General features: G+C 43.3%; 28 protein-coding genes and 1 tRNA gene. 16 read left to right on the top strand and 13 right to left on the bottom strand.

What is annotated here, in order from left to right:
• Positions 1 to 9: 9 nt before the first annotated feature.
• The 4 genes from V7O62_RS07335 to hxlA all read right to left on the bottom strand — a co-directional run bounded on the left by V7O62_RS07335 (position 10) and on the right by hxlA (position 5,255).
• Positions 10 to 1,644 carry a nitrous oxide reductase family maturation protein NosD gene (locus tag V7O62_RS07335; protein WP_406655600.1) on the bottom strand — a complete coding sequence of 545 codons (1,635 nt, stop codon included), beginning with the start codon at positions 1,642 to 1,644 and terminating at the stop codon, positions 10 to 12.
• A 71-nt stretch (positions 1,645 to 1,715) separates the two neighbouring features.
• A complete protein-coding gene (locus V7O62_RS07340; protein ID WP_406655601.1) occupies positions 1,716 to 2,861 on the bottom strand; it encodes a C39 family peptidase in 1,146 nt (381 codons plus the stop codon).
• A 323-nt stretch (positions 2,862 to 3,184) separates the two neighbouring features.
• Positions 3,185 to 3,946 carry an A24 family peptidase C-terminal domain-containing protein gene (locus V7O62_RS07345; protein WP_406655602.1) on the bottom strand — a complete coding sequence of 254 codons (762 nt, stop codon included), beginning with the start codon at positions 3,944 to 3,946 and terminating at the stop codon, positions 3,185 to 3,187.
• A gap of 1 nt (position 3,947) precedes the next feature.
• Positions 3,948 to 5,255, bottom strand: a complete 1,308-nt coding sequence (gene hxlA / locus V7O62_RS07350; protein ID WP_406658267.1) for a 3-hexulose-6-phosphate synthase — start codon at positions 5,253 to 5,255, stop codon at positions 3,948 to 3,950.
• Between the two features lie 78 nt (positions 5,256 to 5,333).
• Here hxlA and V7O62_RS07355 point away from each other — a divergent pair, with 78 nt between their 5' ends.
• The 3 genes from V7O62_RS07355 (at position 5,334) to pyrI (ending at position 7,237) form a co-directional block, all read left to right on the top strand.
• Positions 5,334 to 5,777, top strand: a complete 444-nt coding sequence (locus tag V7O62_RS07355) for a DUF5788 family protein (protein ID WP_406655603.1) — start codon at positions 5,334 to 5,336, stop codon at positions 5,775 to 5,777.
• 66 nt (positions 5,778 to 5,843) lie between these two features.
• Positions 5,844 to 6,770, top strand: coding sequence for an aspartate carbamoyltransferase (gene pyrB, locus V7O62_RS07360; protein ID WP_406655604.1), 927 nt, complete (start codon positions 5,844 to 5,846; stop codon positions 6,768 to 6,770).
• Complete coding sequence (gene pyrI / locus V7O62_RS07365) at positions 6,770 to 7,237, top strand: aspartate carbamoyltransferase regulatory subunit (protein WP_406655605.1); 468 nt, start codon at positions 6,770 to 6,772, stop codon at positions 7,235 to 7,237. The genes pyrB and pyrI overlap by 1 nt, the downstream gene beginning before the upstream one ends.
• A gap of 244 nt (positions 7,238 to 7,481) precedes the next feature.
• Here pyrI and dapB read toward each other — a convergent pair whose 3' ends face one another.
• From dapB to V7O62_RS07385, 4 genes are all read right to left on the bottom strand, one after another.
• Positions 7,482 to 8,273 (bottom strand): 4-hydroxy-tetrahydrodipicolinate reductase, encoded by a 792-nt coding sequence (dapB, locus tag V7O62_RS07370; protein WP_406655606.1) that lies wholly within the window; start codon positions 8,271 to 8,273, stop codon positions 7,482 to 7,484.
• Positions 8,270 to 9,145, bottom strand: coding sequence for a 4-hydroxy-tetrahydrodipicolinate synthase (dapA, locus tag V7O62_RS07375; protein ID WP_406655607.1), 876 nt, complete (start codon positions 9,143 to 9,145; stop codon positions 8,270 to 8,272). The genes dapB and dapA overlap by 4 nt, the downstream gene beginning before the upstream one ends.
• A gap of 19 nt (positions 9,146 to 9,164) precedes the next feature.
• Complete coding sequence (locus V7O62_RS07380) at positions 9,165 to 9,359, bottom strand: 30S ribosomal protein S17e (protein WP_406655609.1); 195 nt, start codon at positions 9,357 to 9,359, stop codon at positions 9,165 to 9,167.
• 129 nt (positions 9,360 to 9,488) lie between these two features.
• Positions 9,489 to 9,776 (bottom strand): hypothetical protein, encoded by a 288-nt coding sequence (locus V7O62_RS07385; RefSeq protein WP_406655610.1) that lies wholly within the window; start codon positions 9,774 to 9,776, stop codon positions 9,489 to 9,491.
• Between the two features lie 128 nt (positions 9,777 to 9,904).
• On the opposite strand from V7O62_RS07385, the gene dinB reads away from it, so the two are divergent.
• The 3 genes from dinB (at position 9,905) to V7O62_RS07400 (ending at position 13,276) form a co-directional block, all read left to right on the top strand.
• Complete coding sequence (gene dinB, locus V7O62_RS07390) at positions 9,905 to 10,993, top strand: DNA polymerase IV (protein ID WP_406655611.1); 1,089 nt, start codon at positions 9,905 to 9,907, stop codon at positions 10,991 to 10,993.
• Between the two features lie 191 nt (positions 10,994 to 11,184).
• A complete protein-coding gene (locus V7O62_RS07395) occupies positions 11,185 to 12,381 on the top strand; it encodes a glycosyltransferase (protein WP_406655612.1) in 1,197 nt (398 codons plus the stop codon).
• 43 nt (positions 12,382 to 12,424) lie between these two features.
• Complete coding sequence (locus V7O62_RS07400) at positions 12,425 to 13,276, top strand: pirin family protein (RefSeq protein WP_406655613.1); 852 nt, start codon at positions 12,425 to 12,427, stop codon at positions 13,274 to 13,276.
• Between the two features lie 12 nt (positions 13,277 to 13,288).
• Here the strand turns inward: V7O62_RS07400 and V7O62_RS07405 are convergent, their stop codons facing one another.
• The 4 genes from V7O62_RS07405 to V7O62_RS07420 all read right to left on the bottom strand — a co-directional run bounded on the left by V7O62_RS07405 (position 13,289) and on the right by V7O62_RS07420 (position 16,317).
• The gene (locus tag V7O62_RS07405) at positions 13,289 to 14,056 is read right to left on the bottom strand and encodes a DUF1624 domain-containing protein (protein ID WP_406655614.1); all 768 of its coding nucleotides are present in this window, start codon (positions 14,054 to 14,056) and stop codon (positions 13,289 to 13,291) included.
• Positions 14,057 to 14,080: 24 nt separating this feature from the next.
• On the bottom strand, positions 14,081 to 14,524 hold the full coding sequence (locus V7O62_RS07410; protein ID WP_406655615.1) for a Zn-ribbon domain-containing protein: 444 nt from the start codon (positions 14,522 to 14,524) through the stop codon (positions 14,081 to 14,083).
• Between the two features lie 172 nt (positions 14,525 to 14,696).
• Positions 14,697 to 15,560: an S-methyl-5'-thioadenosine phosphorylase gene (gene mtnP, locus V7O62_RS07415; RefSeq protein ID WP_406655616.1), complete on the bottom strand. Its 864-nt coding sequence runs from the start codon at positions 15,558 to 15,560 to the stop codon at positions 14,697 to 14,699.
• 58 nt (positions 15,561 to 15,618) lie between these two features.
• Positions 15,619 to 16,317 carry a phosphoribosyltransferase gene (locus V7O62_RS07420; protein ID WP_406655617.1) on the bottom strand — a complete coding sequence of 233 codons (699 nt, stop codon included), beginning with the start codon at positions 16,315 to 16,317 and terminating at the stop codon, positions 15,619 to 15,621.
• A gap of 143 nt (positions 16,318 to 16,460) precedes the next feature.
• Here V7O62_RS07420 and V7O62_RS07425 point away from each other — a divergent pair.
• The 3 genes from V7O62_RS07425 (at position 16,461) to V7O62_RS07435 (ending at position 18,853) form a co-directional block, all read left to right on the top strand.
• Positions 16,461 to 16,535, top strand: a tRNA-Met gene (locus V7O62_RS07425).
• Between the two features lie 52 nt (positions 16,536 to 16,587).
• Entirely contained in the window at positions 16,588 to 17,436 is an 849-nt protein-coding gene (locus tag V7O62_RS07430; protein WP_406655618.1) for an EamA family transporter, read from the top strand.
• Between the two features lie 97 nt (positions 17,437 to 17,533).
• Positions 17,534 to 18,853 (top strand): signal recognition particle protein Srp54, encoded by a 1,320-nt coding sequence (locus tag V7O62_RS07435; protein ID WP_406655619.1) that lies wholly within the window; start codon positions 17,534 to 17,536, stop codon positions 18,851 to 18,853.
• Positions 18,854 to 18,885: 32 nt separating this feature from the next.
• Here V7O62_RS07435 and V7O62_RS07440 read toward each other — a convergent pair whose 3' ends face one another.
• On the bottom strand, positions 18,886 to 19,455 hold the full coding sequence (locus V7O62_RS07440) for a GMP synthase subunit A (protein ID WP_406655620.1): 570 nt from the start codon (positions 19,453 to 19,455) through the stop codon (positions 18,886 to 18,888).
• Positions 19,456 to 19,652: 197 nt separating this feature from the next.
• Here V7O62_RS07440 and V7O62_RS07445 point away from each other — a divergent pair, with 197 nt between their 5' ends.
• From V7O62_RS07445 to V7O62_RS07475, 7 genes are all read left to right on the top strand, one after another.
• Positions 19,653 to 21,020, top strand: coding sequence for an RAD55 family ATPase (locus V7O62_RS07445; protein WP_406655621.1), 1,368 nt, complete (start codon positions 19,653 to 19,655; stop codon positions 21,018 to 21,020).
• 175 nt (positions 21,021 to 21,195) lie between these two features.
• Positions 21,196 to 21,993, top strand: a complete 798-nt coding sequence (locus V7O62_RS07450; RefSeq protein ID WP_406655622.1) for a 2-amino-3,7-dideoxy-D-threo-hept-6-ulosonate synthase — start codon at positions 21,196 to 21,198, stop codon at positions 21,991 to 21,993.
• Positions 21,994 to 22,029: 36 nt separating this feature from the next.
• Positions 22,030 to 23,172 (top strand): 3-dehydroquinate synthase II, encoded by a 1,143-nt coding sequence (locus V7O62_RS07455; RefSeq protein WP_406655623.1) that lies wholly within the window; start codon positions 22,030 to 22,032, stop codon positions 23,170 to 23,172.
• A 17-nt stretch (positions 23,173 to 23,189) separates the two neighbouring features.
• Complete coding sequence (aroD, locus tag V7O62_RS07460) at positions 23,190 to 23,894, top strand: type I 3-dehydroquinate dehydratase (RefSeq protein ID WP_406655624.1); 705 nt, start codon at positions 23,190 to 23,192, stop codon at positions 23,892 to 23,894.
• Complete coding sequence (gene aroE / locus V7O62_RS07465) at positions 23,891 to 24,706, top strand: shikimate dehydrogenase (RefSeq protein ID WP_406655625.1); 816 nt, start codon at positions 23,891 to 23,893, stop codon at positions 24,704 to 24,706. The genes aroD and aroE overlap by 4 nt, the downstream gene beginning before the upstream one ends.
• Before the next feature lie 2 nt (positions 24,707 to 24,708).
• Positions 24,709 to 26,025, top strand: coding sequence for a prephenate dehydrogenase (locus V7O62_RS07470; RefSeq protein WP_406655626.1), 1,317 nt, complete (start codon positions 24,709 to 24,711; stop codon positions 26,023 to 26,025).
• Between the two features lie 142 nt (positions 26,026 to 26,167).
• The gene (locus tag V7O62_RS07475) at positions 26,168 to 26,470 is read left to right on the top strand and encodes a hypothetical protein (protein ID WP_406655627.1); all 303 of its coding nucleotides are present in this window, start codon (positions 26,168 to 26,170) and stop codon (positions 26,468 to 26,470) included.
• Positions 26,471 to 26,612 lie beyond the last annotated feature (142 nt).

Here is a 26,612-nt window from a genome sequence, read left to right on the forward strand (position 1 = left end):
CTACACTACCTATTCTCTTAAATCTAAATCCTCACTCAGTCCTCCAAGTAGTTTCCACTTTGTTTCCCCATAATATGGATGTGGATATTGTAACTCTTCTACCATTTGTACCTGGATCAATAGATAGTATGCTTTTTCAGACTCCAGATCAATTGTACATTCATGGAGATTCTTTCCTGAATATTCCAAAATCACTTCATCTTCGCATTCTAATACCATCTCATCATCAGAGTAAGATCCATCCATGGGTGTTGAGGACATCACCTGTACAAAAACCGGCAGATTATCAGTCATTTGGCCATGATCATTGGTTTGTGAGAAAGAGTTTTTGTAAAGGTAGTTCAAGTTCATCGAAAGAGTAACTCTGGAATGCGTTTCGTTTATAGGAACTGCATTAATCTCCAGATCTTCAACATAAACATTATTCCCAGGAAGATCAGACTCAAATGGGAAATACCAGGCAATTATCAAAATAAGTGATACTGCTATCAGTATACCTAATCCAAGAAGCCCCTTTTTCAACCATGGTATTTTAAAGTAGAATGCAATACCGGTGATTATTAGAAAAACCAATATGAACAGAACTATTTGCTGCCAAAATACAATCTTTTTGTTCTCTGGAATATTATCCTGAAAAACATTCCCCTCAATTATATTTTCGTCACCCGCAAACAAATGAAAAATACCGTAGTCATCGTTAGAATTGAAAGTGTTGTTCACAATAAAATTGTTACTTGTACTTTCAATTGACATGCCATTGAAATTTTTTGATAGGATATTTTCATCCAGGGTGTTATTCGAAGAAGAAGGTAAAAGATACACACCAGAGCCTTTGTTCTCTGAAAGAAAATTACCTTTTAAAATGTTTGATGTCGCCGTCCATAACAAAAAACCATGCATTTTGTTATTGCTGCCATTATTGCCAACGATCATATTTTGATGAGAATCTGTCAGAGTCAGACCATAGTTATTAAACGACAATTGATTATTCGTAATTTCATTAGTATCTGAACCTCGAAGTGCAATTCCATAATTCGAATTGTTACTGATATTGTTGCGATTTACAATATTCTGATTAGACAGGTCGAGATAAAACCCATGTTTGTTATTGAAAATACGATTAGCTTCCAAATCATTGTCTGCTGAATTGACCAAATAAATCCCATGTAAAGTATTTAAGAATAAAGCATTGTTTTGAACATGGTTTCGGGAGGAATGATTGATTAAAATACCATCTTTTACATAAGTGATTTTGTTATTGTCGACCCGAGAATTACTCACATTATCTAAAGAAATACCTGCTATAGGTTGAATCTCACTACTCCCTACAATTGTCAAACCAATTATCTCTACATTATCTGATATTACATAGATTATTGGAGATGATGAATTATTAGAAGTAATGATGACATCTTCTGGATCAAGTGAACTGGAACTTATTCTTAAAGGTTTGTCTATTATGAGATTTCCAGTATACACCCCATTATCAATAATTATAGAATCGTTCTCTTGAGATGAAGCAATAGCATCTTGTATCGAAGAAAAAGAATTATTTGTGCTATCGCTATTTACTGTAATTGTTGCTGCAGATACACAATTAATTGTTAAAAGAACAAATGCTATAATTAATATATTTTTGATCATTACAGAATTTCCATTTATAAATTAAAAGTGAACCATAAGGTTCACCTAGATTTCTGATTCAATCAATACTCTTATCCCAAATAAGAGTAGCCTGTTGATGATGTGTCAGTCGAACAGGTATACTGGTAGACATTTTCTTCGTAATTGAAGGATGGACTGTCTGTATCATACCAGTACATTGTAGTTTCTCCGGTCCAGGTATTTGGATCATTCAACTTGAAGAAAGGATCCAGGATATCATTATCGTATCCTCTAAGGACAACAGCATGACAGTTACCCCATTTACTTTCTTCTGTCAGGAAGAATGGTCTTCCAGCATCGATCATATCTTCGATTTTACCAGTTGTATACAACAATGATCCAGACTTCACTCCTCTTGAGAGATAGACACCTTGGTCGTCGAGATAATCCTGTGCTTCAGCAGCGTTCATTTCATCATATCCATTATAGACCCATATGTCCCATATGTCAGGATGGTCTCCAGACCAGTATTCTTCGAGCATCGCTGCACTGGTTTCACCGCATGCGCGTTCAGCAGCATTAAGACCATGGCCATCCCAATACAATTCATATTGACTCCTTTGAGGGACAGTCAAGAAGCTACTACTTCTTGTTCCAACTGTTGGCATCACATTTTCATACATACTAACCGAATCACCACGAAGTCCTAGTTGGCACTCTTTCCCATCAATTTCTACAGAACCAACAAAACCACCAATTCCTCCTTCATAGAATTCTCCATGTAAACTATATTTGCCAGATTTGTCCTTAACATCGACATAAGTTGCATACATTTCTGTTGCACCTTCGTATCGAGTCATGGTCCTGTTTGCTACCTCAGTATAGATTGGCTTTGCTCCCTCAGGAACATCCCATCCAATAAATACCTGTGTAGCTTTCCCAGTTAGCTTTACTTTATCTTTCTTCCCATCCAGTATAATTTCACCTTCAAGCGTCACAAGATTCTCACTGTTGATTGTACCTGCTAAAGATGCTGCAGCAGTTTTTTCAGATACTTTGGTCGTACTCAACTCTTCAATTCTGTCACCATCTGTTGGAACGATCAGAACACCTTTCTTCTCATCAAGATCGATTACAACCTGCCTGACATCTGAACTGTCAGACAGTACTCCTGCCTGAACACTTCCCATAGGTACAAATGCCACTAACATCAGCAGCATTACACCAAAAATTGCTTTTGTTTTCAGTTTTTGCATCCTGTTTACCTCATTTCCATTACTCCAGAGGCAAGATCACGTAAACTTTAAGCACCATCAAAGCCAAAGTTACCATGCCTCAGGGCATTCCGGGGTTCAAGCCTACTTTGCAATTGTTGTTTGGACTCCGGCTCACATTTTCACAATGTGATATGAAGTAATTTGCATATTACTATAAATATATTATAGCCATTAGCACAACAAATTTGTTTGATTTTGGTTTCAAGAGAAAAAGAAAATCGGATGGAATATACTTGATCTTATTTTTGAGAACTGCTGTATAATGACAAAAAACTTATTTACAAAAATAGTTCAAAAGCAGTTCACATCATCATGAACTGCATTGTCAGATAGAATATCAGATCCCCGAAAACAACTGCTGTGATAAATCCTGCGGTAATGGGAATCATGAAAGGAAGACCAGGTGTAACCCATACACTGTCGTTCATCCTGCCATCCCTCAAATAGCCTTTGAGCTCTGCGATGACGTTAGAAGTCAGCTCAGTCCCTGTCCTGGTAAATCCGAAACTTATGCCATCTTCAGTCTCGCTATATGAATCAATCATACGAATATGGCCTTTTTCCAGTTTTGAGACAGGACTTCTGTAGCCGATAAGCATATAGAAAGGTCTTTTCAGATTTTCCTTTAACGGGTTACGCAGCAGGTTGTAAAGGAACAGTCCTATGGGAACAACAATAGTGAGTATCACAGAATTTCCGAAAACACTGAAAGCGAACAGGCCAAGTGGTGGTACTCCGTTGATTGGAAGCTGTGTGCCGTATATCATTATTGCCGGGAAAGTTGGGACTATCAGTGATATGACCATAAGGACCTTCGCATCGGCACCCCCGAAAGCTCCGAGCTGGAAAAGGATATACACGAAGATGAAAATGAAGATGAACGTAAGCACATTCCTGACAAGGTAAGGCAGGCCGAGTCTCATAAGGTCGTAGAGGATGAAGACATAACCGACGCCGAACATCACCACCCATACCTCATTAACAACCCTGCGTGTTTTTATATCCGAGTAGCAGGCGTAAAGTAAAAAAGGCATGCATGCAAGCACTTTCAGTATTTCCATCATTTCAGTGTTTCTCCCATTTTTTAAGTTTCATTACCTCTGACAGGGTTGATCCCCTGCTTATCTCCTCGAAAAGGCGCTGTTCGGTCTTCTCGACCTCCTTTGCACGCCTTGCGATTTCGTATGCACGCTCGCGGGGTATGACCACGACACCATTGTCATCTCCTATAATATAGTCTCCCGGCCTTACGGTCTGGTTTCCACATACGATTTCAGCATTTATTTCACCGAATCCCTTGGGTTCTCCTGCATTGGGGACGTTACAGGTCGCAAAGACAGGCAGGCCCATGGAACGTATATCGTCAATGTCCCTTACTGCTCCGTCTATGACCACACCTGCAATTCCCTTATTAAGGCAGCTCTGGGTCGCAAGACCACCCCATGGGGCCACATGCCTGCTGCCATTGTAGATAACAATAACATCTCCCTTGCCGGCCACATCTATAGCCTCCACAGCCTTTGCCCAGTCACCTTTGAAGGTCTGGACGGTGACTGCAGTGCCAATCATCCTCCTCCCGGAAACCATAGAAAATATGTCCTGCATAGCACCTTTACGATGCATTGCATCCGAAATATTGGGAGTTGAAATCGACGTCAAGATTGAACGAATCTCTTCATCGACCGTCTTTTTTGAAGATTCTGTAATGGAAGGTGAATCCACTGCATCCCTTATTGCCTTCGCAGAGGCAGTTACATCAGCAGAACGGACAATGTTGCCTCCGACAATTACGATATTTGCACCTTCTTTCACTGCCATTGCACACGAGCTGGCATCAAGCCCTCCTGCAATAGCAACCTGTATGTCCACTTCCCTGACTACTTCCTTCATGATGGAAAGTGAATCTTTACCCATCATCTGCTGGTCTATTCCGGCATGCACGTTGATAATATCGACACCCATCTCTTCCAGCTCCTTTGAGCGGGATACCGGATCTGAGGTCGATATCAAATCAGCCATGATTCTCGCACCATATTTCTTTGCTGCCCTGACAGCCTCAAGAACCGTGGAATCATCCGCACTTCCAAGTATTACAACAACATCAGCACCTGCTTTCGCAGCCATTTCGACTTCCATGGAACCGGTGTCTGCAATCTTCATGTCGGCTACGATGACTTTTCCGGAAAATGCTTCCCTTAATTTTCTGATGGCATCCATGCCCTCACTTTTGATAAGGGGTGTGCCGGCTTCTATCCAGTCGCCACCGCCCTCAATAGCCTCATGCCCTATCTGGATAGCACGATCTGTTTCCAGAAGATCCAGGGCAACCTGAATTATAGGTTTAATCTGATCACCTTCACTTATTTTCTTTATTAGTAAATACTTTAGAGCCTATAAATTTAATCTGGATAAAATCTTAATAATATATAGATCAACTCTAATCAGAGAGAAATGGGCGAAGACAGTGAAATATCCGAACGGGAAAGAAATAAGCTACTAAACAACCTGCATAAGCGACTTTTCTGGGTGGGTGAGCAGATACCAAGCAAGATTATGCTTGACGGAAAGGAAGTGAACCTGCACGAAGTAGTCTGGGAGATAGTTAACAAGAGAAAGTACTCTCCAGAAGATCTTGATAACATACAGATCTTCCTTGACTTACTCTATGAGAAAGAAAAGGAATGTGAAAGACAGCTGGAAGAAGGAAATCTCACGGAGAAAGAGGCAAAAGATATCTTCAATGAAACTGCAGGATTGATGCGCGCCATCATGGACCTTCAGGAATTAGCAGAACCATCAAAGAATATGCATTGTAATGAAACAAAGCACATCTGCAAAAATGTAAAGACAGATGAATGGGAAAGGCTAATGAAAGTTCTCAACTCAAAAAAATGACTGTTTAATTATAGAGAAGAGCACATATCAGTAAACATATATCTGATGGAATTCCTTTAGTAGTCGATGAGATTCAAGGACCATCATATCATTTCAATGACATCTTTTTCAAGGGATATGATAGATCATATACTTGAAACGTCTGAAAAGATGGAACCAATAGCTCTTGGGAAGCAAAAATCCGACCTTCTCACCGGGAAAATCCTGGGAGTACTTTTCTTTGAGCCAAGCACCAGAACACGCATGTCCTTCGAAACTGCAATGTACAGGCTAGGAGGAAATGTACTCAACCTCGGTTCGATTGACGCCAGTTCTATTGCGAAGGGAGAAACACTTGCAGACACCATAAGAGTTGTTGGCAGTTATGCAGACGCTATTGTGCTCAGGCACCCCAAGGAAGGAGCCGCATGTCTTGCATCTGAGTTTTCCACAATACCAATACTCAACGCAGGCGATGGTGCGGGGCATCACCCAACCCAGACGTTGCTCGATCTTTATACCATCAAGCGGGAAAGCCACCTGGAAGGTTTGAAGATAGCACTCGTCGGTGATCTCAAATATGGAAGAACGGTACACTCACTCTGTTATGCCCTCTCCCTGTACGGTGCACAGATCACCATGATATCTCCCGAAGAGTTGAGAATGCCCGAAGAGATAATAAACGACCTCGAGAGCAGAGGCTCAACGGTCACAGAGGTCGATTCTATAGAAGAAGCCATCAATGACGTCGATGTGCTGTACATGACACGCATACAAAAAGAAAGATTTCCTGACCCTGCCGAGTACCAAAAAGTTGCAAACCGGCTGAAAATCACAACTGAGACACTAAAGGAAGCCAGGTCTGAACTCAGGATCATGCACCCCCTGCCAAGGGTCAATGAAATACATCCTGATGTGGATGAAACCGTTCATGCATGTTATTTCAAACAGGCATTCTATGGTGTACCTGTGCGTATGGCACTCATGGCACTTGTACTGGGGGCGATGGAGTAATGGGCGAAGAAAAAGAACTAAGGGTACGCAGGATAGAAAACGGTACGGTAATAGATCACATTACAGCAGGTCATGCCCTCATCGTGCTCAGAATACTGGGCATCCCTGACTCCAGCGAGGGAGTTGTGAGTGTTCTGCTGAATTCACCAGGAGAGCATGGGAAAAAGGATGTTGTCAAGATAGAGAAGAGGGAACTCAAAGTAGCTGAAGTTGACAGGATAGCCCTTATCTCGCCTAATGCAACAATAAATATCATACGCAATTTTAATGTTTCCCAGAAAAAGAGAGTCCATATTCCGGAATTCATAGAAGGTGTGGTAAGGTGTATAAACCCTAATTGTATTTCCAACAGCAATGAACCCATAACATCCAAGTTCAATGTCACTGTCGATGATGACAACATAAAACTTCGCTGCATATACTGTGGAAGAATCATATCAGAGAACATTGCAAGGCATCTGCTCTGAGCAACTCAAAAAATAAAAAAAGGAATATTGGAGGTATAGACGACATAGCACCCGAGCGAAGAATTCTGGTGCTAATATACAAATATATAAAGACATATATATAATATGTATGGCTATTATTAATGATAAAACGTGAAGATTTGTGAACGTAAATAGAATTATCTGTGCCACATTTGTTCACAAAAACTGTTAAAGTTAAAATTTCAAGGATATGCTGTAAGAAAAAAAGATAATTATAGCATAATCATATTCCGAGAATATCATTCATTGTGTAGACACCCGGCTTTGCATTTGCAATCCATACAGCTGCCTTTACTGCGCCACTTGCAAAAGATTGTCGCGAATGTGCCTGGTGTTTGATCTCAATCCTCTCACCATCACCTGCAAAGAGTACGGTATGATCGCCTACTATGTCTCCTCCGCGCACGGCATGGATGCCGATCTCTTTTCCACGAGGTGCAAGTCCCTGACGGCCATGAACATAGTCTTTGCCCCCAAGAGTCTCACTGATGACATCCGCAGCCCGGAGAGCAGTACCGCTTGGAGCATCCTTCTTCTGGTTGTGATGTGCTTCGATAATTTCGATATCCATATCTCCAAGATACTTTGCAGCTTCTTTTAATATTTTAAAGAAAACATTCACACCTACGGAATAGTTCGGTGAGATGATACCTGCAACGTTGTTCTTCAGTATGGATTCCTCGATCAGAGCCTTTTGTTCAGCAGTCAGGCCTGTCGTACCTATGACCAGACTGACACCGCATGAAGCAACGCGCGGAGCGTTGACAACAGTTGCTTGCGCAATGGTGAAATCAATTAGTACATCAGTCTTCGATGATGCAAGAACAGATTCCATGTCATTTACATCCGAGATGGGAACATCAAGGGTGCCCAGCTGGGAAACTTCACCGGCATCCATTCCTATGTTCACAAGGTCAAATGCCGCAGACAGTCTGGCATCTTCAGCCGTTAGAATTTTCGAGATAATGAGTTTTCCCATCTTTCCAGATGCACCGGTTATTGCTATGTTAATCATGATATGCACCCCAGTCCGCGAAGAACATCTGTCAGAACCTTATCATTCTCTTCGGCCAGCGGTGCAAGAGGAAGCCTCAGATCTCCGCTTGCAAGTCCCATCAGTTCCACAGCGCGCTTGACAGGTATAGGATTAGTCTCCGAAAAAAGTGCCCTGATAAGCGGGGCCATCTTAAAGTGCATCTCTCTGGCAGTCTTCAGGTCTCCTTTGCTTGCAGCATCCACAAGCTTTACCATCATTTCAGGGACTACGTTTGCAACAACGGATATTACACCGCTGCCTCCCAGAGTTACTATGGGTAATGTCAGGTCATCTTCCCCGGAAAGAATCTCGAAGTCCTCATTAACTGTCAGTTCAAGTATACGCGATATCTTTTCCAGACTTCCGCTCGCTTCCTTGACAGCAACGATATTATCGACTTCGGCTAGCTCTGCAATGATTTCAGCAGAGATATCCTGCCCTGTACGGGAAGGTACATTGTATAAAATAATTGGAATGTCCGCAGCTTCGGCTATAGCCTTGAAATGGGCCATGAGCCCGGCCTTATTGGACTTATTATAGTAAGGAGAAATAACAAGAGCTGCATCAGCTCCCACATCAGCCGCATGTTTGGTAAGTTCCACCGCCTCAACCGTATTGTTGGACCCTGTACCAGCTACTACCGGTACACTGGCACAATCCATCGCAATGTCGATCAACTCTTTGTGCTCAGCCATTGAGAGAGTTGCCGATTCACCGGTCGTACCACAGGCAACTATACCTGAAACACCGCCGTCTTCAACAAAAGAGACAATATTCCTCAGACTTTCAGAATCAATTGTATTATCCTTAGAAAACGGGGTTACAAGCGCGGGTAGAACTCCTTCGAACATGGGATCGTCCCCTCAAAGGTTATTCTTTAGGCTTGTGGGTCATCTTTCTTGTTACGTAGCCTGCAACACGATTCCTGATAACCTTGCTCTCGATAGTTGTGTACTTTGTTACAAGGTGCTTGTTCGTGTCGAAGTCTGTTGTAAAACTGTTACCATAATTATCAACTAAGCGTAATGCAATGTTCTTGATATTAGTCTGTCTAATATTTCCCATGAAAATTCTCCATTAGTATGATGAAATTGTAAATTGGACTTAAAGTTATGACACTAAGTGTGTATCGGCTTATAATAAAGACTCTTACATTTATATCTTTTGGATTGCAGCCGGGAGAAGATTAACACATCAGATATCAGTCTTACCCATCAGGCGATCAAATGTTCCCGCTTCCGTGAAGACTTTTTCCCGGACACCCTTGCGGTTTATGAGAAGTCCGACGAAAACCGCAAGAAGACCCATTTCCGGGTTTGCAGGCGTAATAATGACTCCAAAGAGTATCACTGTCGATGCGATTATTCCTTTCAGTGCACCCTTGCGATAGGAAATAATATCCGTACGCCTGAATATACGAATATCACGCAGGGTCAGGAACAGAACAACAACATAAGCCAGCATCGAGATATAAACATACATTTGTACACCTGAACCATGCACTTTAGGATGGGATAATATTTCAGCGTTCCCGTATACTTATGGTTTGGATACTCCTGATAGAGCAATCCATAATTTAATTAAAGAACTTATTATATAAAACAATTAAAATGAATGATCAATCCCGAAACAGGATAACACTCCATGTGGACATGGACAGTTTCTACTCATCAGTGGAGGCCAGGGAGAAGCCGGAACTAAAAGGACTTCCGGTGGTCGTTGGCTCGGATCCAAGAAAAGGAAAAGGGAGAGGTGTTGTCAGCACATGTTCATATGAAGCAAGAGAATTCGGGATACATTCAGCAATGCCCATATCCAAAGCATACAAGCTCTGCTCTGATGCAGTCTACCTGCCTGTGAATATGAAACTCTACAAGGAAGTTTCAGCAAACATAATGGACCTGATACGCATCTTTGCAGACAGGTTCCAGCAGGTTAGCGTGGATGAGGCATATCTTGACGTAGGCAAAGGAATCGATGATTATGAGTCGGCAACCCTGCTTGCAAGGAAGATCAAGGACGAAGTATTACGTAAACATGGGTTGACCTGTTCTGTTGGAGTGGCGCCTAACAAAATAATAGCCAAGATAGCCTCTGATTTCAACAAACCCGATGGTCTGACAGTCGTAAGGCCTGAAGAGGTTGAAGATTTTCTGTTTCCTCTTTCTGTCTCGAAAATACCCGGCATAGGGAAAAAGACCCGGCCCATCCTGAAGGAAATGGGTATAGAAACGGTAGGACAACTTGCTACCATTGATGTACAGCTTCTTATTGCACGTTTCGGGAAATCAGGAGTCCTGATGCATCAGCTTGCAAACGGTATCGACTTCAGGGAAGTCAGAGAGAGGGAAGAAGTAAAATCCATAAGTACCGAAGACACATTCCATGAAGATATCTTCGATCCGGTCGCAATACAAAATACCTTTCTTGCGCTTTCGGAAAAAGTACATGATTCTCTTACAAGGAAAAGATTCCGATTCAGGACAGTGACAATAAAAGTCCGCTTTGAAGATTTCAGAACTTACACACGGGCAAAGACCCTGCATGCAGCAACCACTGATAAGGAAGCTATAACAAAGGCTGCTTTGAATCTGATGGAGGAGTTCATTGGAAAGGGAAGGTTCAGGCTTCTCGGAATAGGTGTGAGCAAACTTGAGAAAATAGATGAGAAGCAAACGCTGCTTGACGACTTTTTCTAAAAACAATTAATACAAGATCCCTGAACTTTCTTGAAATCCGGATGCAACAATCTACACTGTAGCAGACTGCATCACACTTAATTTTCCAGACAAAGAGCCTGTGTTAACCAAGGGATTTTTGGAGGTTTGATTTAAATACCATCCAAATAGACTTCTTATCTATTGTCTAATCAACGTGGTGTGGGAATTTAATGGAACTTAAACAGAGTATCGGAGACAGCCTTGAAGAGCTAGAAGAAGCAGATGTAGTCATAGGAATACTCACCAAGAATGTAGAGCCTACTATACTTCATGTAATGAACGTAGTCCGTGAAGGAATATTGCAGTATCTTTCTCCGTACAATACACTGATAGTCGTATCAGATGGATTTTCTACCGACAGAACAGCAGAGATTGCAGGTATGTTCGACATATCACCTGTGAAAAAAATAGTTGTCGAACAGATGGGTGTTCCCGGAAAGGGTGATGGGATAAGAACTGTCATGGAGATAGCGCACCAGCTTAATTCAAAAGCCATAGCCTTCGTGGACGGGGACCTCCTATCGATCAAAGGTGAATGGATACAGGAAATGGTCAGACCAGTGTTATATGGGCGTACCGACCTGGTAGTACCTTTCTATGTACGAGACAAGTTCGATGGAGTAATCACCAATAACCTGGCATACCCTTTTACAAGGGCATACTATGGAAGTGATATCCGACAGCCTATCGGCGGAGAGTTTTGTATATCCCACAAACTCATGGAGATACTTCGAAACCACCCCCTATTTCCCACTGATTTTGGTATAGATATATTTATTACCACAGTTGCTTCAGCCGAAAGACGCAGAATAAGGGAAGCAATGCTCGGACTTAAGCTTCATGAATCAACAACAAAATATGCGGACCCCGAATCGTCCCTGATACCGATGTTCAGGCAGGTAGTAAAAACAATGTTCGACCTCGCTGTATATTATGAAGAAAAGAACAAAAAACCGCCTATAACTGACGGTGTGGAAGTATCGGAATACTATGGCCCTATACCACTTCCGGTTGATGTAAACAAGGAGAAGATGCTTGAAACAGTATCCATGCGCTATGGGGAATACGTGGATATATATGATACCCTGTTACCCTCAGACGTACTGCATCATCTGCGAGGTTTTCTTGATGGAAAAGAACAACTGGATGCCGAACAATGGGCCCGAATCGTTTGGCATATTTACAAGGAATACTCCAAAACTTATGATATAGCCCTTATTGATGCATTGAGGGTCATGTGGCTTGCCAGATTCGTAACTTTCTACAATGAGTGCAAAGACATGGATTTCTCGGAAGCTGAGGCATGGATTCGTGAAAATGCCATCATATTCGAAGATTTGCAGCAGGAAATAATGACAGAAAGTTAATACTAATTTTGTCTGGAAGTAACTTTTGGGAGTGGGACATGCAATGGATAATATTAGAACTGTCAGGAAGATAATCAAAAGCGTACCCGTTACAGAAGGTGCGGGAGTGCATCTTAGAAGGGCTTTCAGTCACCATCAGACGAAAGAAACAGATCCTTTTCTGATGTTGGATGAGTTCCATTCAGATAATCCGAAAGAGTACGAAGCAGGATTCCCGTATCATCCTCACAGAGGCATAGATACGATAACCTACATGCTGGCGGGAAAAGTCACACACAGTGATAACCAGGGGAACAAAGGAGTGATCGGACCGGGTGATGTGCAGTGGATGACAGCAGGCAGCGGAATAATACACCAGGAAATGCCGGCAGGAGATCAGAATGGAGAGCTCTGGGGACTACAGTTGTGGATAAACCTGCCTGCTTCCCACAAGATGACAGAGCCCAGATACAGGGAAATCAAAAGTGAGCAGATACCTGAGATATATACCGCAAACGGTACCGGGGTCAAAATTATTTGTGGAGATGCTGAAGGTATGCACGGACCCGTGGAGAATATAGTTACAGAAATAGAGTACCTTGATGTGAAAATACCTGCTAACGGATCTTACAGGCATTCCACAGAAATTGAGCACACCGTGCTGGTATACATCCTTGAAGGAAAAGCTTATCCCGATCCTGAATCGGGACAGGTTGCAGAAAGTGGAAGCCTGGTCATATTCGAGCATGGAAATCTGGCAGAGATTAAAGCCACAGACGAAAATGTAAGGTTTTTGCTGATGACAGGCAAGCCAATCAATGAACCAATTGCCTGGATGGGATCAGTTGTAATGAATACAGAGGAAGAGGCACGGCAGGCATTCGAAGAGTACAGAGAAGGGACTTTTACAAAATAGCATCGCACGATTTCAAAATCCAACAAAACTCACATCAGTATATCCTAACAGCATCAGCAATCCCAGGATTATCGGCTGGTGCACCAGATAGATGAAAAGGGAATGCCTTCCAAAAAGATCAAGCACCCTTACAGATGGTCTATCTTCACAATCACATATCTCAAACTGTCTCTGGTAGCCTTCATAGAGGACATTGCCCGTGAAGACACCAAGAAGGACAAAACCAAACCAGGGGACGAGAGGAAAATAATCAAAAGTATAGAATCCGAAGGGTTTGAAGCCGATCCAGAGCAGCCAGGGGAAATCCACGTAAGCACCCTCCATGAAAAAACCCAGGAGAATGATGAAGAATCCAATGATCAGGGGTGTGCCACGATACTTCAGGAAAGGATAGGCCAGTATGATTGAAACGCCTATAAGGTGGAGTATTCCGAAAACGATCACGCCCCTCTCCAGGAAAAGACCTGTAACGACCGTTATGACAAGACCCCAGAAGAATATGATCAAACCTCTTTTTAGATACTTGGGAAAAAGGTTTTTCTTCCCACCGGAAGACAGCCTTGCACGGGAATAGCTGAGGGTCAGGGATACACCCACCAGGAAAATGAAAATAATAGCAGCACCCCTTCCTATAAGGAGCGGAATACCGGAGTGAATGTCAGTTTCATATATGCCTAAAAAGTACAGATCGAAAAATATATGGTAGATCACCATACAGATGATTGCGATACCACGGAAAACATCAACCTCCCAGAAGCGCTTTTGGAGATATGAATCCATAGTTGCCCCCCAACATAAGCAAAGTTACTTTTTGTCCTTTTCCTGGTCTTTATCCTTTTTGAAAACCGAGGGCAGATGAAGGGCATAGGCTCCATCTTCCTTTATCGCCATGACTATTTCCTTGCGGTCGAGAAGAGAATCAAGATTGAGTTCATATGAACCAGGACCAAGGATACGTACGGATTCCACACGATCACCTTCCTCCTCGGTAACACTGTCCATGTCCTTATCATCACCAATGATATCATCGATCTCCCTGATGATCTTCTCCTCAGGTACATGTTCATGGCTCTCATCAATAACAGCGTGTTCTTCAACCTCAACCTCATGAACCTCTTTTTCAGCACCTTCCATTTCATCTTCCTTTACGTAAAGGAATTTGTTCCAGCCACAATTAGGACATCCGCTCAATATGACAGAAGCACCGTCATCAAAGATAGATTCACATCTGGTACATTTGTGAGGCATGATTCACCGAATTATATAAGCATAATGATATATTAAAATTCTTGCGATAAACAGGTATTTGCATATAAAATGCAAAGCGATGAGGTCAAAGCAATTGGACTATCCTGTAGGATTGCATGTTCTGCACGGACTTATTTCTTATGGTTTCAGACCTGCAAATGCAATCATTACCTTACTTAAGGTACTTGGATACTAAAGGTTCAAGCCTTCTTTTTGTTTCGTGCGGTATCATGTCAGGAGTTGTAGTAATAGCACCTGCCAGGGCATCTTTGCACATGCAGTTTTGCTCAATGCTTACTTTCTCCAGGGCATCCATTAGAATATCCTTTACAGCCTCTTCGTTCTTCATTGCATTTGCAATGACAGTCTCAATGGTGACATCCTCATCATGCCACACGTCATAATCCGTAACCGTGGCTATCATGGAATAGCATATCTCAGCCTCCCTTGCTAGTTTTGCCTCAGGGATAGCAGTCATACCTATTATATCAAAACCAAGTGCCTTGTAGACACAGGATTCTGCACGTGTTGAAAATTGGGGGCCCTCCATGCATACATAAGTGCCTCCCTGCCTGACATTGTACCCTTTCGAGTTTGCAACGTTCGTTACAGTCTCCGACATTTCAGGACAGAAAGGATCTGCAAATCCTATGTGAACAACGATACCGTCCTCAAAAAAAGTGCTTGGTCTTGACCTGGTGCGATCATATATCTGGTCGGGAATAACAATGTCCAGCGGAGCCAGTTCTTTCTTAAGACTTCCCACCGCAGATACGGCAATAATACGTTTGACACCCAGTTTCTTAAGTGCAAAGATGTTTGCCCTTGAATTCAGCTCGGAAGGTGAAATCCTGTGACCTACACCGTGTCTGGGGAGAAAGCATATGGTTTTGTCACCGTGTTCACCTATGGTGATAGAATCGGAAGGCTTTCCGAAGGGGGTATCAATATCAACTTCACGAACTCTGTCCAGAAGATTACCATCATATATGCCGCTTCCGCCAATTATCGCAATATCAACATTTTCGCTGTTCATTTAATTCCTCTGAGAATAAATATCAAATGTAATAGTACATAGTAGCCTGCGAAACCGGTTAAACCAATTTCCAGAACTGGGTTCCATCTTCTGTAACCGATTTAACAATTCCCCTGCGGTTCATCTCTGCCATAACCTCAGGAAGTCGGCCTGGTTGTGCAATCTCAAATGCAAAGGAGTCAAGTGAATGATAAACATAAAGACCATGCCGGATAGCAGGTATATCCCATGTGCTTCTGTCCTCCTTTTCCATGAGGGTCGATATCAGCTCGATCATATCCTCAATAAAATTCCAGGGGAAGACAACCCATGCCCATTCCTCGAGACGTTCACCACAATAATCAGGATCATGCTCAGATGAGTCAAGGTACTGGAGGGTTGCAGTCCTTACTTCTTTGGGGCCCCTTTGATTCACATATTCAATAGAATGCACCAGACTCTTGCCGGTATCTGTGATATCGTCAACTATGAGAATGTTCTTTCCTTCAACGACATTGTCAGCGAGAGGATACTTGATTTTGGGTTCGTCACCTGCGAGTGCAGTACCCAGGTAGTGTTCGATTTTCAGGCTTGTCAAGTCATCAAGACCGAGGAAATCACACAGTACGCGCCCTGCGAACCATCCACCTCTTGCGAGGGCTATTATCATGTCAGGTTCATATCCTGAAGCTTTCACATCATTTGCAACTTCCCTGCAAAGGTCGTAAATGTAATCCCAGTTAGTAACAACACATTTGAATTTATCAGGTAACACCATTTTATCCCTCAGAATCAGGATATAATTTACGTAGACAAGGCATATATCTTTTGGTTTCAAGCACATTCATACGCAACCTTTATCTGCAATGGTATTGTTCTAGGGAAGTACCCTCCCATACAACAAATAGAAGCGATCAAGGAAGCGGGGTGGGGTAGCCAGGAGATCCCGACGGGCTCATAACCCGTAGACCGATGGTTCGAATCCATCCCCCGCTATTGATAAACTCTTTTTCACTAATTTAACATCTTTGACTTTATCAAGTAAGACGTGATAAAGATAACAGGGATGGATTTATCTACCATATTCGGACTGGGGTCCGCAGTATCCTGGGGCACAGGTGACTTTTGCGGAGGCGTAGCTACAAAACGCAGCAGTGTGCTCACGGTTGCTATCATCTCACAGCTTGTTGGACTAGCACTACTGGCATTCTCTGCTTTCATTATCGGAGAAGCTATGGCACCCTGGCAGGACATCCTATGGGGAGCTCTGGCAGGGATTTCCGGTGGTATTGGACTCCTGGCACTTTACCATGCGCTTTCAGTCTCCAAAATGGGAGTTGTTGCTCCGGCGGCAGCAGTATTCAGTGCTATTGTCCCTGTAGTCTTTGGGATCGCAATGGAAGGATTTCCTGCAACTATCCAGCTTATAGGTTTTTTCTTTGCTTTTACAGGAGTCTGGCTCATCTCGAGGGAAGAGTATGGGGCAAAGATGAATAGTAACGACCTGAAACTTTCACTTATCGCTGGCTTCGGCTTTGGATTCTTCATGATATTTATAGATAGAATACAGGGAGCCAGTATCCTGTGGCCGCTTGTTGGAGCCAGGATAGCTTCACTTACAATGTTTTTCCTGGCAGCACTATATCTCAGAAAGGCAGAAATACCGGCAGTCAGGTACATCCCCCTCATGGCCCTTGCAGGCATATTTGATACCGGAGGAAACCTGTTCTACGCGCTGGCAGCCCAGGCAGGAAGACTGGATATCGCAGCAGTCCTTACATCGCTTTACCCTGCCGTAACTGTACTGCTTGCATGGATGTTCCTGAAAGAGCGCTTAGCCCGAAGACAATGGATTGGCGTACTTTCCGTCATGATAGCAGTTGTTCTTATTTCCTGACAAAAGTGTATACGCAGCTTGCAAAAGAGTTTCACAACAATGTTAAATACGAACTGCCCATTTATTAAAGCAAAAAGATGAACAGGACGATCCTTAAATGGTTATGGATAAATTAGGAAGTTCCTTGCAGGATGCCCTCAAAAAACTGGTAAAATCCGGACGTATTGACGAACGCACTGTAAACGAAGTTGTGAAGGATATCCAGAGAGCTTTGCTTCAGGCCGACGTGAATGTCAAACTGGTCATGGAGATGTCAAAGCACATCAAAGAGCGTGCTCTCAAGGAAGAAGTACCCTCGGGAATGAACCCCAGGGAACATGTGATCAGGATAGTATACCAGGAACTGACCAACATCATCGGAAAGAGTACGGATATTCCTCTCAAACCCCAGAAAATAATGATGATAGGGTTGCAGGGTAGCGGTAAGACAACAACCTCTTCCAAACTTGCCCGTTATTTCCAGAAAAAAGGACTTAAGCCTGCGGTTATCTGTGCCGATACATTCCGTCCCGGTGCTTACCAGCAGCTAAAGACCTTGTGTGACAAACTTAATGTTGCGTTCTACGGAGAAGAAGGCAACCCTGATGCCGTGGGAATAGTTGAAAGAGGTCTTAAAGAGGTCCAGAAGAACGATGTCATAATCGTGGACACAGCCGGACGTCACTCTCTTGAAAGCGACCTTATTGTTGAGATGGAAAACATACATGCAATCGCAGAACCTGATTACAAGTTGCTTGTACTCGACGGTGCGATCGGACAGCAGGCAAGCGAACAAGCCCGTGCTTTCAACGAGTCGGTAGGAATATCCGGAGTAGTAATCTCTAAACTTGACGGTACCGCAAAGGGTGGTGGTGCGCTTTCCGCTGTATCCGAAACAAACTCTTCGATAGCTTTTATCGGTGTCGGGGAAACACCTGATGACCTTGAAAAATTCGAGCCGGACAGATTCATTTCCAGGCTTCTGGGAATGGGCGATATAAAGAGTCTCATTGAAAAGGCAGAAGAGGTAATGGGTGAAGAAGAAATCGACGTCCAAGCAATGATGACCGGGCGTTTCACCCTCAAAGATATGTACAAGCAGCTTGAAAGTCTCAACAAGATGGGGCCTATGAAGCAGATAATGCAGATGCTGCCTCTGGGAGGCATGGGTGCCAAGATACCGGAAGATGCGTACCAGGTTACCGGCGACAAGATGCAGCGCTACAGGGTACTCATGGATTCGATGACAGAAGAAGAAATGCTCAATCCGAGGCTTATCGGCAGTTCTCGTATCAAAAGGATTGCCATGGGATCAGGATGCAGCGCCGACGACGTCAGAGAATTACTGAAATATCACAAAATGATGCAAACCGCCATGAAAGGATTCCGTGGTGGAAAATTCAATATGCAAAAAATGATGAAGAAAATGGGTATGTGAGAGCAGTAGTTCTCACATAGAGATTGTGAGACCTAATAGTTCTCACAAATCTCAAAGAAATTCATCAAAAGCTGTTCTCCTTTTTCCGTATGTGCCACTTCCGGGTGCCATTGGACACCGAATATTGGGCGATCTACGTGCCTCATTGCTTCGAATTCACAAATACTTGACTTTGCAAGCTGTATGAAGTCCTCGGGTAGCTTTACAACTTCATCCGCATGTGATGCCCACACAGAGGTCCTCGGACCCAATCCTTTCAGGAGCTCGTCTTCATCAACGATCTCAATCTCGATGTCCGCATATCCACCTGATGAACCCGAACCTACTTCCCCACCGAAAGTCTTTGCGATGAGCTGGTGCCCGAGACAGATACCCAGAATAGGACGGTCAATGCTTTCAATATATTCCGAGCATATACCAGCCCGCTCCATTGTGGGACCACCACTTAGTATAAGCCCGTCAGGTTCTTCGTCAAGTATATCTTCGACGGAGCTTGTGTTGGCAACAATCTTTGTTTCCATGTCCAGATCACGGACAGCACGGTGAATCAGATGGCAAAACTGCCCATAGTTATTGATAACAAGAATCTTTAATTCTCTCATGTGTTTGTCCTTTTGTAATGATATTATAGATAATGTTGCTATTGTAATTCACACTATAAGACATTTTCATACTCCCCGGCCACTAAAACAAATAGTGTTAAGTAAAATCAAAATGTAAACTACATCAGGGAGAGAAAATTTAATATAAAAATAAATATAATTGCCCCGGTTACCACCTTATCAATAGAGGGATTATATTGGAGATAATACCTACGGGCATACCCGGCCTGGACAAGATACTTGACGGCGGGATTCCCAGACCCTCAACAATACTCATAGCAGGGAATCCCGGCACAGGGAGAACAACACTAGGAATACAGAGCCTTTGCTATGCATCCAAGAAAGGCGAAAAGGTTCTTTACGTGTGTCCCACAACAAAAACAGAAGATTCCATACGTGAGATCCTATCAAATTATGATTTTTATGAAAAAGACCTGAATATCCGCACATACAATATCAGTTCGGTAGAGAGGGATCCCCTGACAATGCTGGTAGATCTTGGTAACATAGTTGCGTCCCTGAAACCCGACAGAATACTTATCGATCCGGTCACTCCAATTGGTTTTGGGTTCCCTGAAGCCGAAAGAAGAAGATTCATGTATTCACTCAATTCAGCAATGAACGACTGGAATGCTATTGTCTACCTTACAGGCACGATGGAAACCAGAGAGATGTGCAGGTCAGTTATCAGTGACATTGTTGATGGCGTAATATATCTCTCCCAGAAGATAGATCGCGTGCATACCGACCGTCGCCTGAGAGTCATGAAATTCTGTGGCATGAGTTATCTTAGCGGAGAGCATTTCTTTGAGATATCAGATTCAGGAGTACACATATATCCCAGAATGAAGCCCTTAGTTCCCGAGTCGGAATGGAGTATCGAAAGAGTAGGCTTCGGTGTAGAAGAACTCGAAAGTTTCATGGGAGGGGGGATGTTCAGGCATTCTTCCACATTACTGGCAGGCAATACAGGAACCGGTAAGACTCTTTTCGGTCTGAGTTTCATTGTTGACGGTGCCAGGAAAGGTGAACCGGGTATTATAAGCAGTTTTGAGGAAACACCGGAAGAGATCAGACACTACGCTGCAAATCTTGGGCTGGACTTCAAAGAACTGGAAGAAAAAAACCTTGTCAGAATACAACATATTCCTCCTTCCGAAGTAAATGCCTGTAAACATGCCACAAAACTCCTGGAAAATATTGACGCCATTGGAGCAAAAAGAGTAGTACTTGACGATATCTCAGGGTTAGACCACGCTTTTGGAGATTGTTCAAAAAAGATAGATCATCTCTCAAACCTTATCCGAATTTTTAAAAGTAAAGGCATTACATCAGTATTCATCAGTGGCAATATGGCTGCGGGAAGTGACGTGCTCGTCTCTAAAATACCGATCTCGTCTATTGTTGACAACCTTATACTCCTGAGAAACCTGGAGATAGGAAATGAGATAAAAAAATCCCTTTATATTTTGAAAATGCATGGAAGCAACCATGAAAAACGCCTTATCGAATATGATATCGATTCTGAAGGGATACACCTTGGTGAATTCCTGAATGATATGTGATCTTTCTGAACCGTTCTTTGAATTTCTTTTTTTAGGGAAGCGCAAAAAACTTAAATAATAAACCGTGCTACTATGTGACATAGTAACAAAGAATTAATAAATACATTGATGTATAATTCAGTACATTGGTGTTCTGATACTTTACAATAACATACCACGTAAAAGGGAAGATACTATGACAGATATCGGAAAAAGTATTCGTATAGAAAGAATCATGCACAGAGACAGCAGGAACATGGTCATCATACCTATGGACCATGGATTATCTGACGGGCCCATAAAAGGACTCATAGACGTAGCCGGTTCTATAAACAAGGTTGCGGAAGGAGGAGCAGATGCCGTACTAATGCAGAAGGGAATAGTAAAACACGGCCACAGGGGATACGGGCATGACGTAGGACTCATCGTCCACATGAGCGCATCCACGTCCCTCGGACCTGACCCGAATAACAAAGTGCAGGTCTGCACTGTTGAAGAGGTCATGAAAATGGGAGCTGATGCGGTTTCCATCCATGTAAACATAGGTTCCGAAACAGAAGCCGGCCAGTTGCAGAAACTGGGAACTGTTGCCGAACAATGCAATTTCTGGGGAATGCCATTATTGGCTATGATGTACCCCCGCGGAAAGAAGATAACAAACCCACATGATCCTGAACTTGTGGCACATGCAGCAAGGGCAGGTGCGGAACTTGGCGCAGACATCGTAAAAACCGTATACACCGGGGACCCTGATACTTTCAGGGAAGTCGTGAACGGATGCCCTGTACCAATCGTAATTGCAGGCGGACCGAAGACAAACACTGACAAGGAATTCCTTGAAATGATAGAAGGTGCAATGGAAGGTGGTTCAAGAGGTGTTGCTATCGGCAGGAACGTATTCCAGCACGACAACCCTACAAAAATTACAAGAGCAATAACAGAGATAGTGCACCATAAAAAGTCAGTTGAAGAAGCACTGGAAATGCTTAAATGAACTCAGCCGGCTTTCTGTGTTTGCGGACGTGCTCATATGAATAATAAGATAATCTGGATCAAGGCCGATGAAGGCGACTGGGATGAACGTAAGGCAGTGATCACCACCGGGATGGAATCCGGCGTGGATGCCACACTGGTCGATGCTGCTGATGTTGAGAGAGTAAAGGAACTTGGAAATACTAAAGTAGCTGCCTTTGCTTCAGAGCCCGTAGAGGGAGCAGACATAATTGTAGTAGGCAAAGGCGGAGAAGGTGACGGTACAAAGCCATTACCACCCGATTACAGTGGTTCTCTTGATGTAACAACAGCCCTTCGTCTGAAGGAAAAAGGATTGAAGGTTGCAGGTTATGTTATCATTCGCAACAAGAATTATGAGAACTTTGCAGCAGAGATGGGAAACGTTTGTGATTATCTCATCACCATAGGTACGGACTGGCAGGTAATTCCCCTGGAGAACCTTATCGCAGGACTTCAGAAAAAGGATGTCAAGCTCTTGTCCGGAGTCCAGACCTCAGAAGAGGCTAAACTTGCGTTCGAGACGATGGAGCATGGAACAGACGGTGTCCTGCTTGATACAAAGGACCTGAGCCAGATCAAGAAAACAGCGGAAATTGCTGAAAGTGCAGGTGTCAAGAGCCTTCCAATTCAGACTGCCGTTGTTACAAGGGTCGAGTCCATCGGTATGGGCGACAGGGTCTGCGTAGATACATGCAACCTCATGATCAGGGGCGAGGGCATGCTTGTGGGCTCCCAGGCAAACGGGATGTTCCTTGTGCATTCGGAATCTGAAGAAAGTCCTTACGTTGCATCCCGTCCTTTCAGGGTTAATGCCGGTGCAGTACATGCTTACATAAAGGTAGGAGAAAAGACCCGCTACCTCTCCGAACTTAAAGCAGGTGACGAAGTCACAATAGTAGACGGCGAAGGAAAGCAGAGAACGGGAGTAGTCGGCAGGGTGAAAATAGAAAGAAGGCCGCTGATCCTTGTTGAGGCAGACCTCAACGGCAAGATCATCAAAAATATCCTGCAGAATGCTGAAACCATTAAACTCGTTACAAAGGATAAAGAACCTATAGCTGTTACGGATCTCAAAGTTGGCGATGAGATACTTGTCCATTCAGAAGACATTGGCCGCCACTTCGGAATGAAGATAGAAGAGACAATTATCGAAAAGTAAACACCGGGGTGTTGCTTATGGTTAAGATAGGGACCTTCGATCTTGATAAGAAGCCTGCGATCGTTTCAGTGATAGACGATGATCCGGCAGAGAACGCAAAGGCTGCAAACTGGCTGGGTGCTGACGTACTTGAGCTGAGACTTGATCTCCTCAATTTTTCAGACCTTGATGAAACTAAAAAAACCATTGAAAGAATTAAAGCGAACACTAACCTTCCATGTATTGCAACCAATAGATTACAATCTGATGGTGGCAAGTGGGAAGGTAGCGAGGGCGAAAGAATCAAAGTCCTGATCGACATACTCCCCTTTGTAGAAGCTGTTGATATCGAGCTCAGTGCAGATGAAGAGCAACGAAATAAAGTAATAGAGGCGGCAAAAGCAATTGGAGTCACAGTTATTGTTTCTGCTCATGATTTCAATGTCACGCCTTCCGTTGAAGAAATGGAAAAAATACTTAGCATAGCTCATGAATCAGGAGCAGATATTGCTAAACTTGCAGTTATGGCGCAATCAAAGCAGGACGTGCTTAATGTATTACAGGCAACTGCAGACATGGAAAAGCCTGTGTGCACCATTGCAATGGGTGAAGTCGGGAAGCATAGCCGCATAGTTGCCCCATGCTACGGATCACTTCTTACATACGGAGCAATAGCAAAAGCTGTCGCGCCCGGACAGATCAAGATACATGAATTAAAATCAGCCCTGGAGATACTCTTTTGAGAACAGTTTTCGGTGTATTCGGAGACCCCATAGCGCATTCAAAATCCCCTGACATGCATAATGCAGCTTTCAGGGAGCTCAATATGGAATGTACATACCATGCATTCAGAGTTAAACCAGAGAATCTTAAAAATGCACTTCTCGGAGCAAAAGCAATGGGTTTTGGAGGAGTGAATCTCACAGTCCCCCTTAAACAGGAAGCATTGAAGATCGTTGATGCCGATCCGCTTGCTGAAGGTATTGGTGCAGTGAACACTGTGGATTTCAAAGACGGAATGAAAGGTTACAACACCGACGGACTAGGTGCAAAACGCACTCTTGAAGAAAAGGATGTTGAAATAAAAGGATCAAATGCTCTTATTGTGGGTGCAGGCGGCGCTTCTAGGGCAATTGCATTCCAGTTTGCAAAGGAAGGGGCAAATATAAACATAGCCAACAGAACCGAAAGTAAGGCGGTTAACCTGGCTTCTGAGGTTTCAGCAGTTGGTAATGCCACCGGATGTGGTCTTGAAGACATTAAAAAAGTGATAGCTGACAGTGATATACTTATTAACTGCACTACCCTTGGAATGCATCCCAATACCGATGGAACGATAGCTACAGCAGAGGACATGCATCCTGAACTCACAGTTTTTGATATCGTTTACAATCCCCTTGAAACCAGACTTTTGAAGGAAGCAAAGAAGGCAGGTGCAAAAGCTGTCACCGGTGAAATGATGCTCATCTACCAGGGTGCCGAAGCATTCAGAATATGGACAGGAGTGGAGCCCCCGATTGACGTGATGAAAAAAGCAGTATTGGAGGGACTCTGAATTTGAAAGTCCTTATCATAGGCGGTACCGGAGAAATGGGACAGTGGTTCACCCCTTTCTTCAAAAAACACGGCTATGAGGTTACCGTATGGGGCAGCAGTGGAAAGGTTGATGTCGCAGAGCAAATGGGAGTTGAATTTGCCCATGACCTTGATGCGGCCATAAGTACAAGCGACATAGTAATCGTTACTGTACCCATCAATATAACTGAAAAGGTCATCAGCGAAACTGCACCTAAAATGAAGAGTGGAAGCCTGTTAATGGATTTTACATCTCTTAAGGTAGGACCCACGGAGGCCATGAAAAAATACGCTCCTGAAGATGTTGAGATTCTTGGTACTCACCCTATGTTCGGACCATCCATTCCAAGCCTGCACGGCCAGATATTCATACTTACACCTATCAATGGACGCTGTGATAAATGGTTCCCTGTGATGAGATCGCTTTTTGAGGATAACGGGGCACACATCGAAGTCATCAATCCGACAGAACATGACAGGTTCGTGTCCATTGTGCAGGGACTGACACATTTTGCATACATAACCATTGGCACGACCTTTGACAGCCTTGATTTCAGTGTGAACGAGTCCCGACGCTTCATGAGTCCGGTTTACGACATTATGCTTGATTTCGTTGGTAGGATAATCGGACAAAATCCATATCTCTATGCATATATCCAGATGGAGAACCCGGAAGTACTCAAGGTACATGATGCTTTCATGGAGCAGTGCAGCGAAATGTCTTCCATCGTCAGAAAAAAAGATGTTGAAGCCTTTACCGCAAAAATGAAAGATGCAGCGGTGCATTTCGGGGATACGGCATCGGCACTGCGCCGTTCGGACAAACTCATCAACTCAAAGATAGCTGAGTTTGACAGATTGCTGGCTTCCATTGGCCAGGAAATTGGAGTCAGGCACATATATTCAGGCATAGTGCACACGGGCATTGTTGAGAAAGTGACTCCGAAGACTGTTGTGATCGAAAGCGGAAGCAGGATGACACCACTAAAAATAGAAAATATACGTCTGCTGAGTGAAGAAGAAATGCATCAGTGGAAACTCGACAATCTTGAACATCACTTAAGGGACATATCGGTGCTGCTTCCTGAAGAAGCAGATGCAGACATCATCATGGAGCTTATTTCCTGCAATGAAGGTATCGTTTCCACTAAAATAATTGACAGGTACGAAGGTATCCAGGGAACTGACCGCCTGAGTGTAACATATCGTATTCTGATAATGGGTGACCTTGAAGCTGAAGAGATTCAACAGGAAACTGAAAGACAGCTTAAAGGCATAGGTTGTATTATTCGTGGATAAGAAAAAAGAATGTTCATATCTTACTTACAAGGTCTTTCAGTGCAGCCTTCGAATCTACGGCTTTCACAACCTATCCATTATATGATGGCATCTTTGGTCAAAACTCAGGGTAAATATTATCTGACATCCAGACATGCACACAATGAGTGATAATGTGAATGCTTCTACCCAAAATCCCCAACAATACATCCGTTTCTACAAAATAGGTGTCTTTTTTACCGCAGCTTTTGGAATATATCTGGGAATCCACGGACTTTACCTTATAATTGTGGAAAACAATTTCATAGCTGGTATCCCACTATTTGTTGCCGCACTTTTGATCGCACCTCCTCCGGTAGGCATATACGGAATGCTTAAAGAAAAATTCAATGTTGATATTTCGATGGGTGTAAGGATAATAGCTACAACTCTGCTATTGCTTATTGCATGGCTGAGTCTGCCCTAAAAAAGTAAAAAAGATTGGACTTTGCTTACAAGGTCTTCCAGTGCTGCTTTCGGATCAACAGCCGTCACAATGCCCGTTGACAGCAAGTGGTAAAGTCCAGAAGTTCAAATTAAGGTATATGGCAGTCGAACTTCGGGGAAAG

The sequence above is a fragment of the Methanolobus sp. ZRKC2 genome (genome assembly GCF_045291185.1).
Lineage (GTDB): Archaea > Halobacteriota > Methanosarcinia > Methanosarcinales > Methanosarcinaceae > Methanolobus.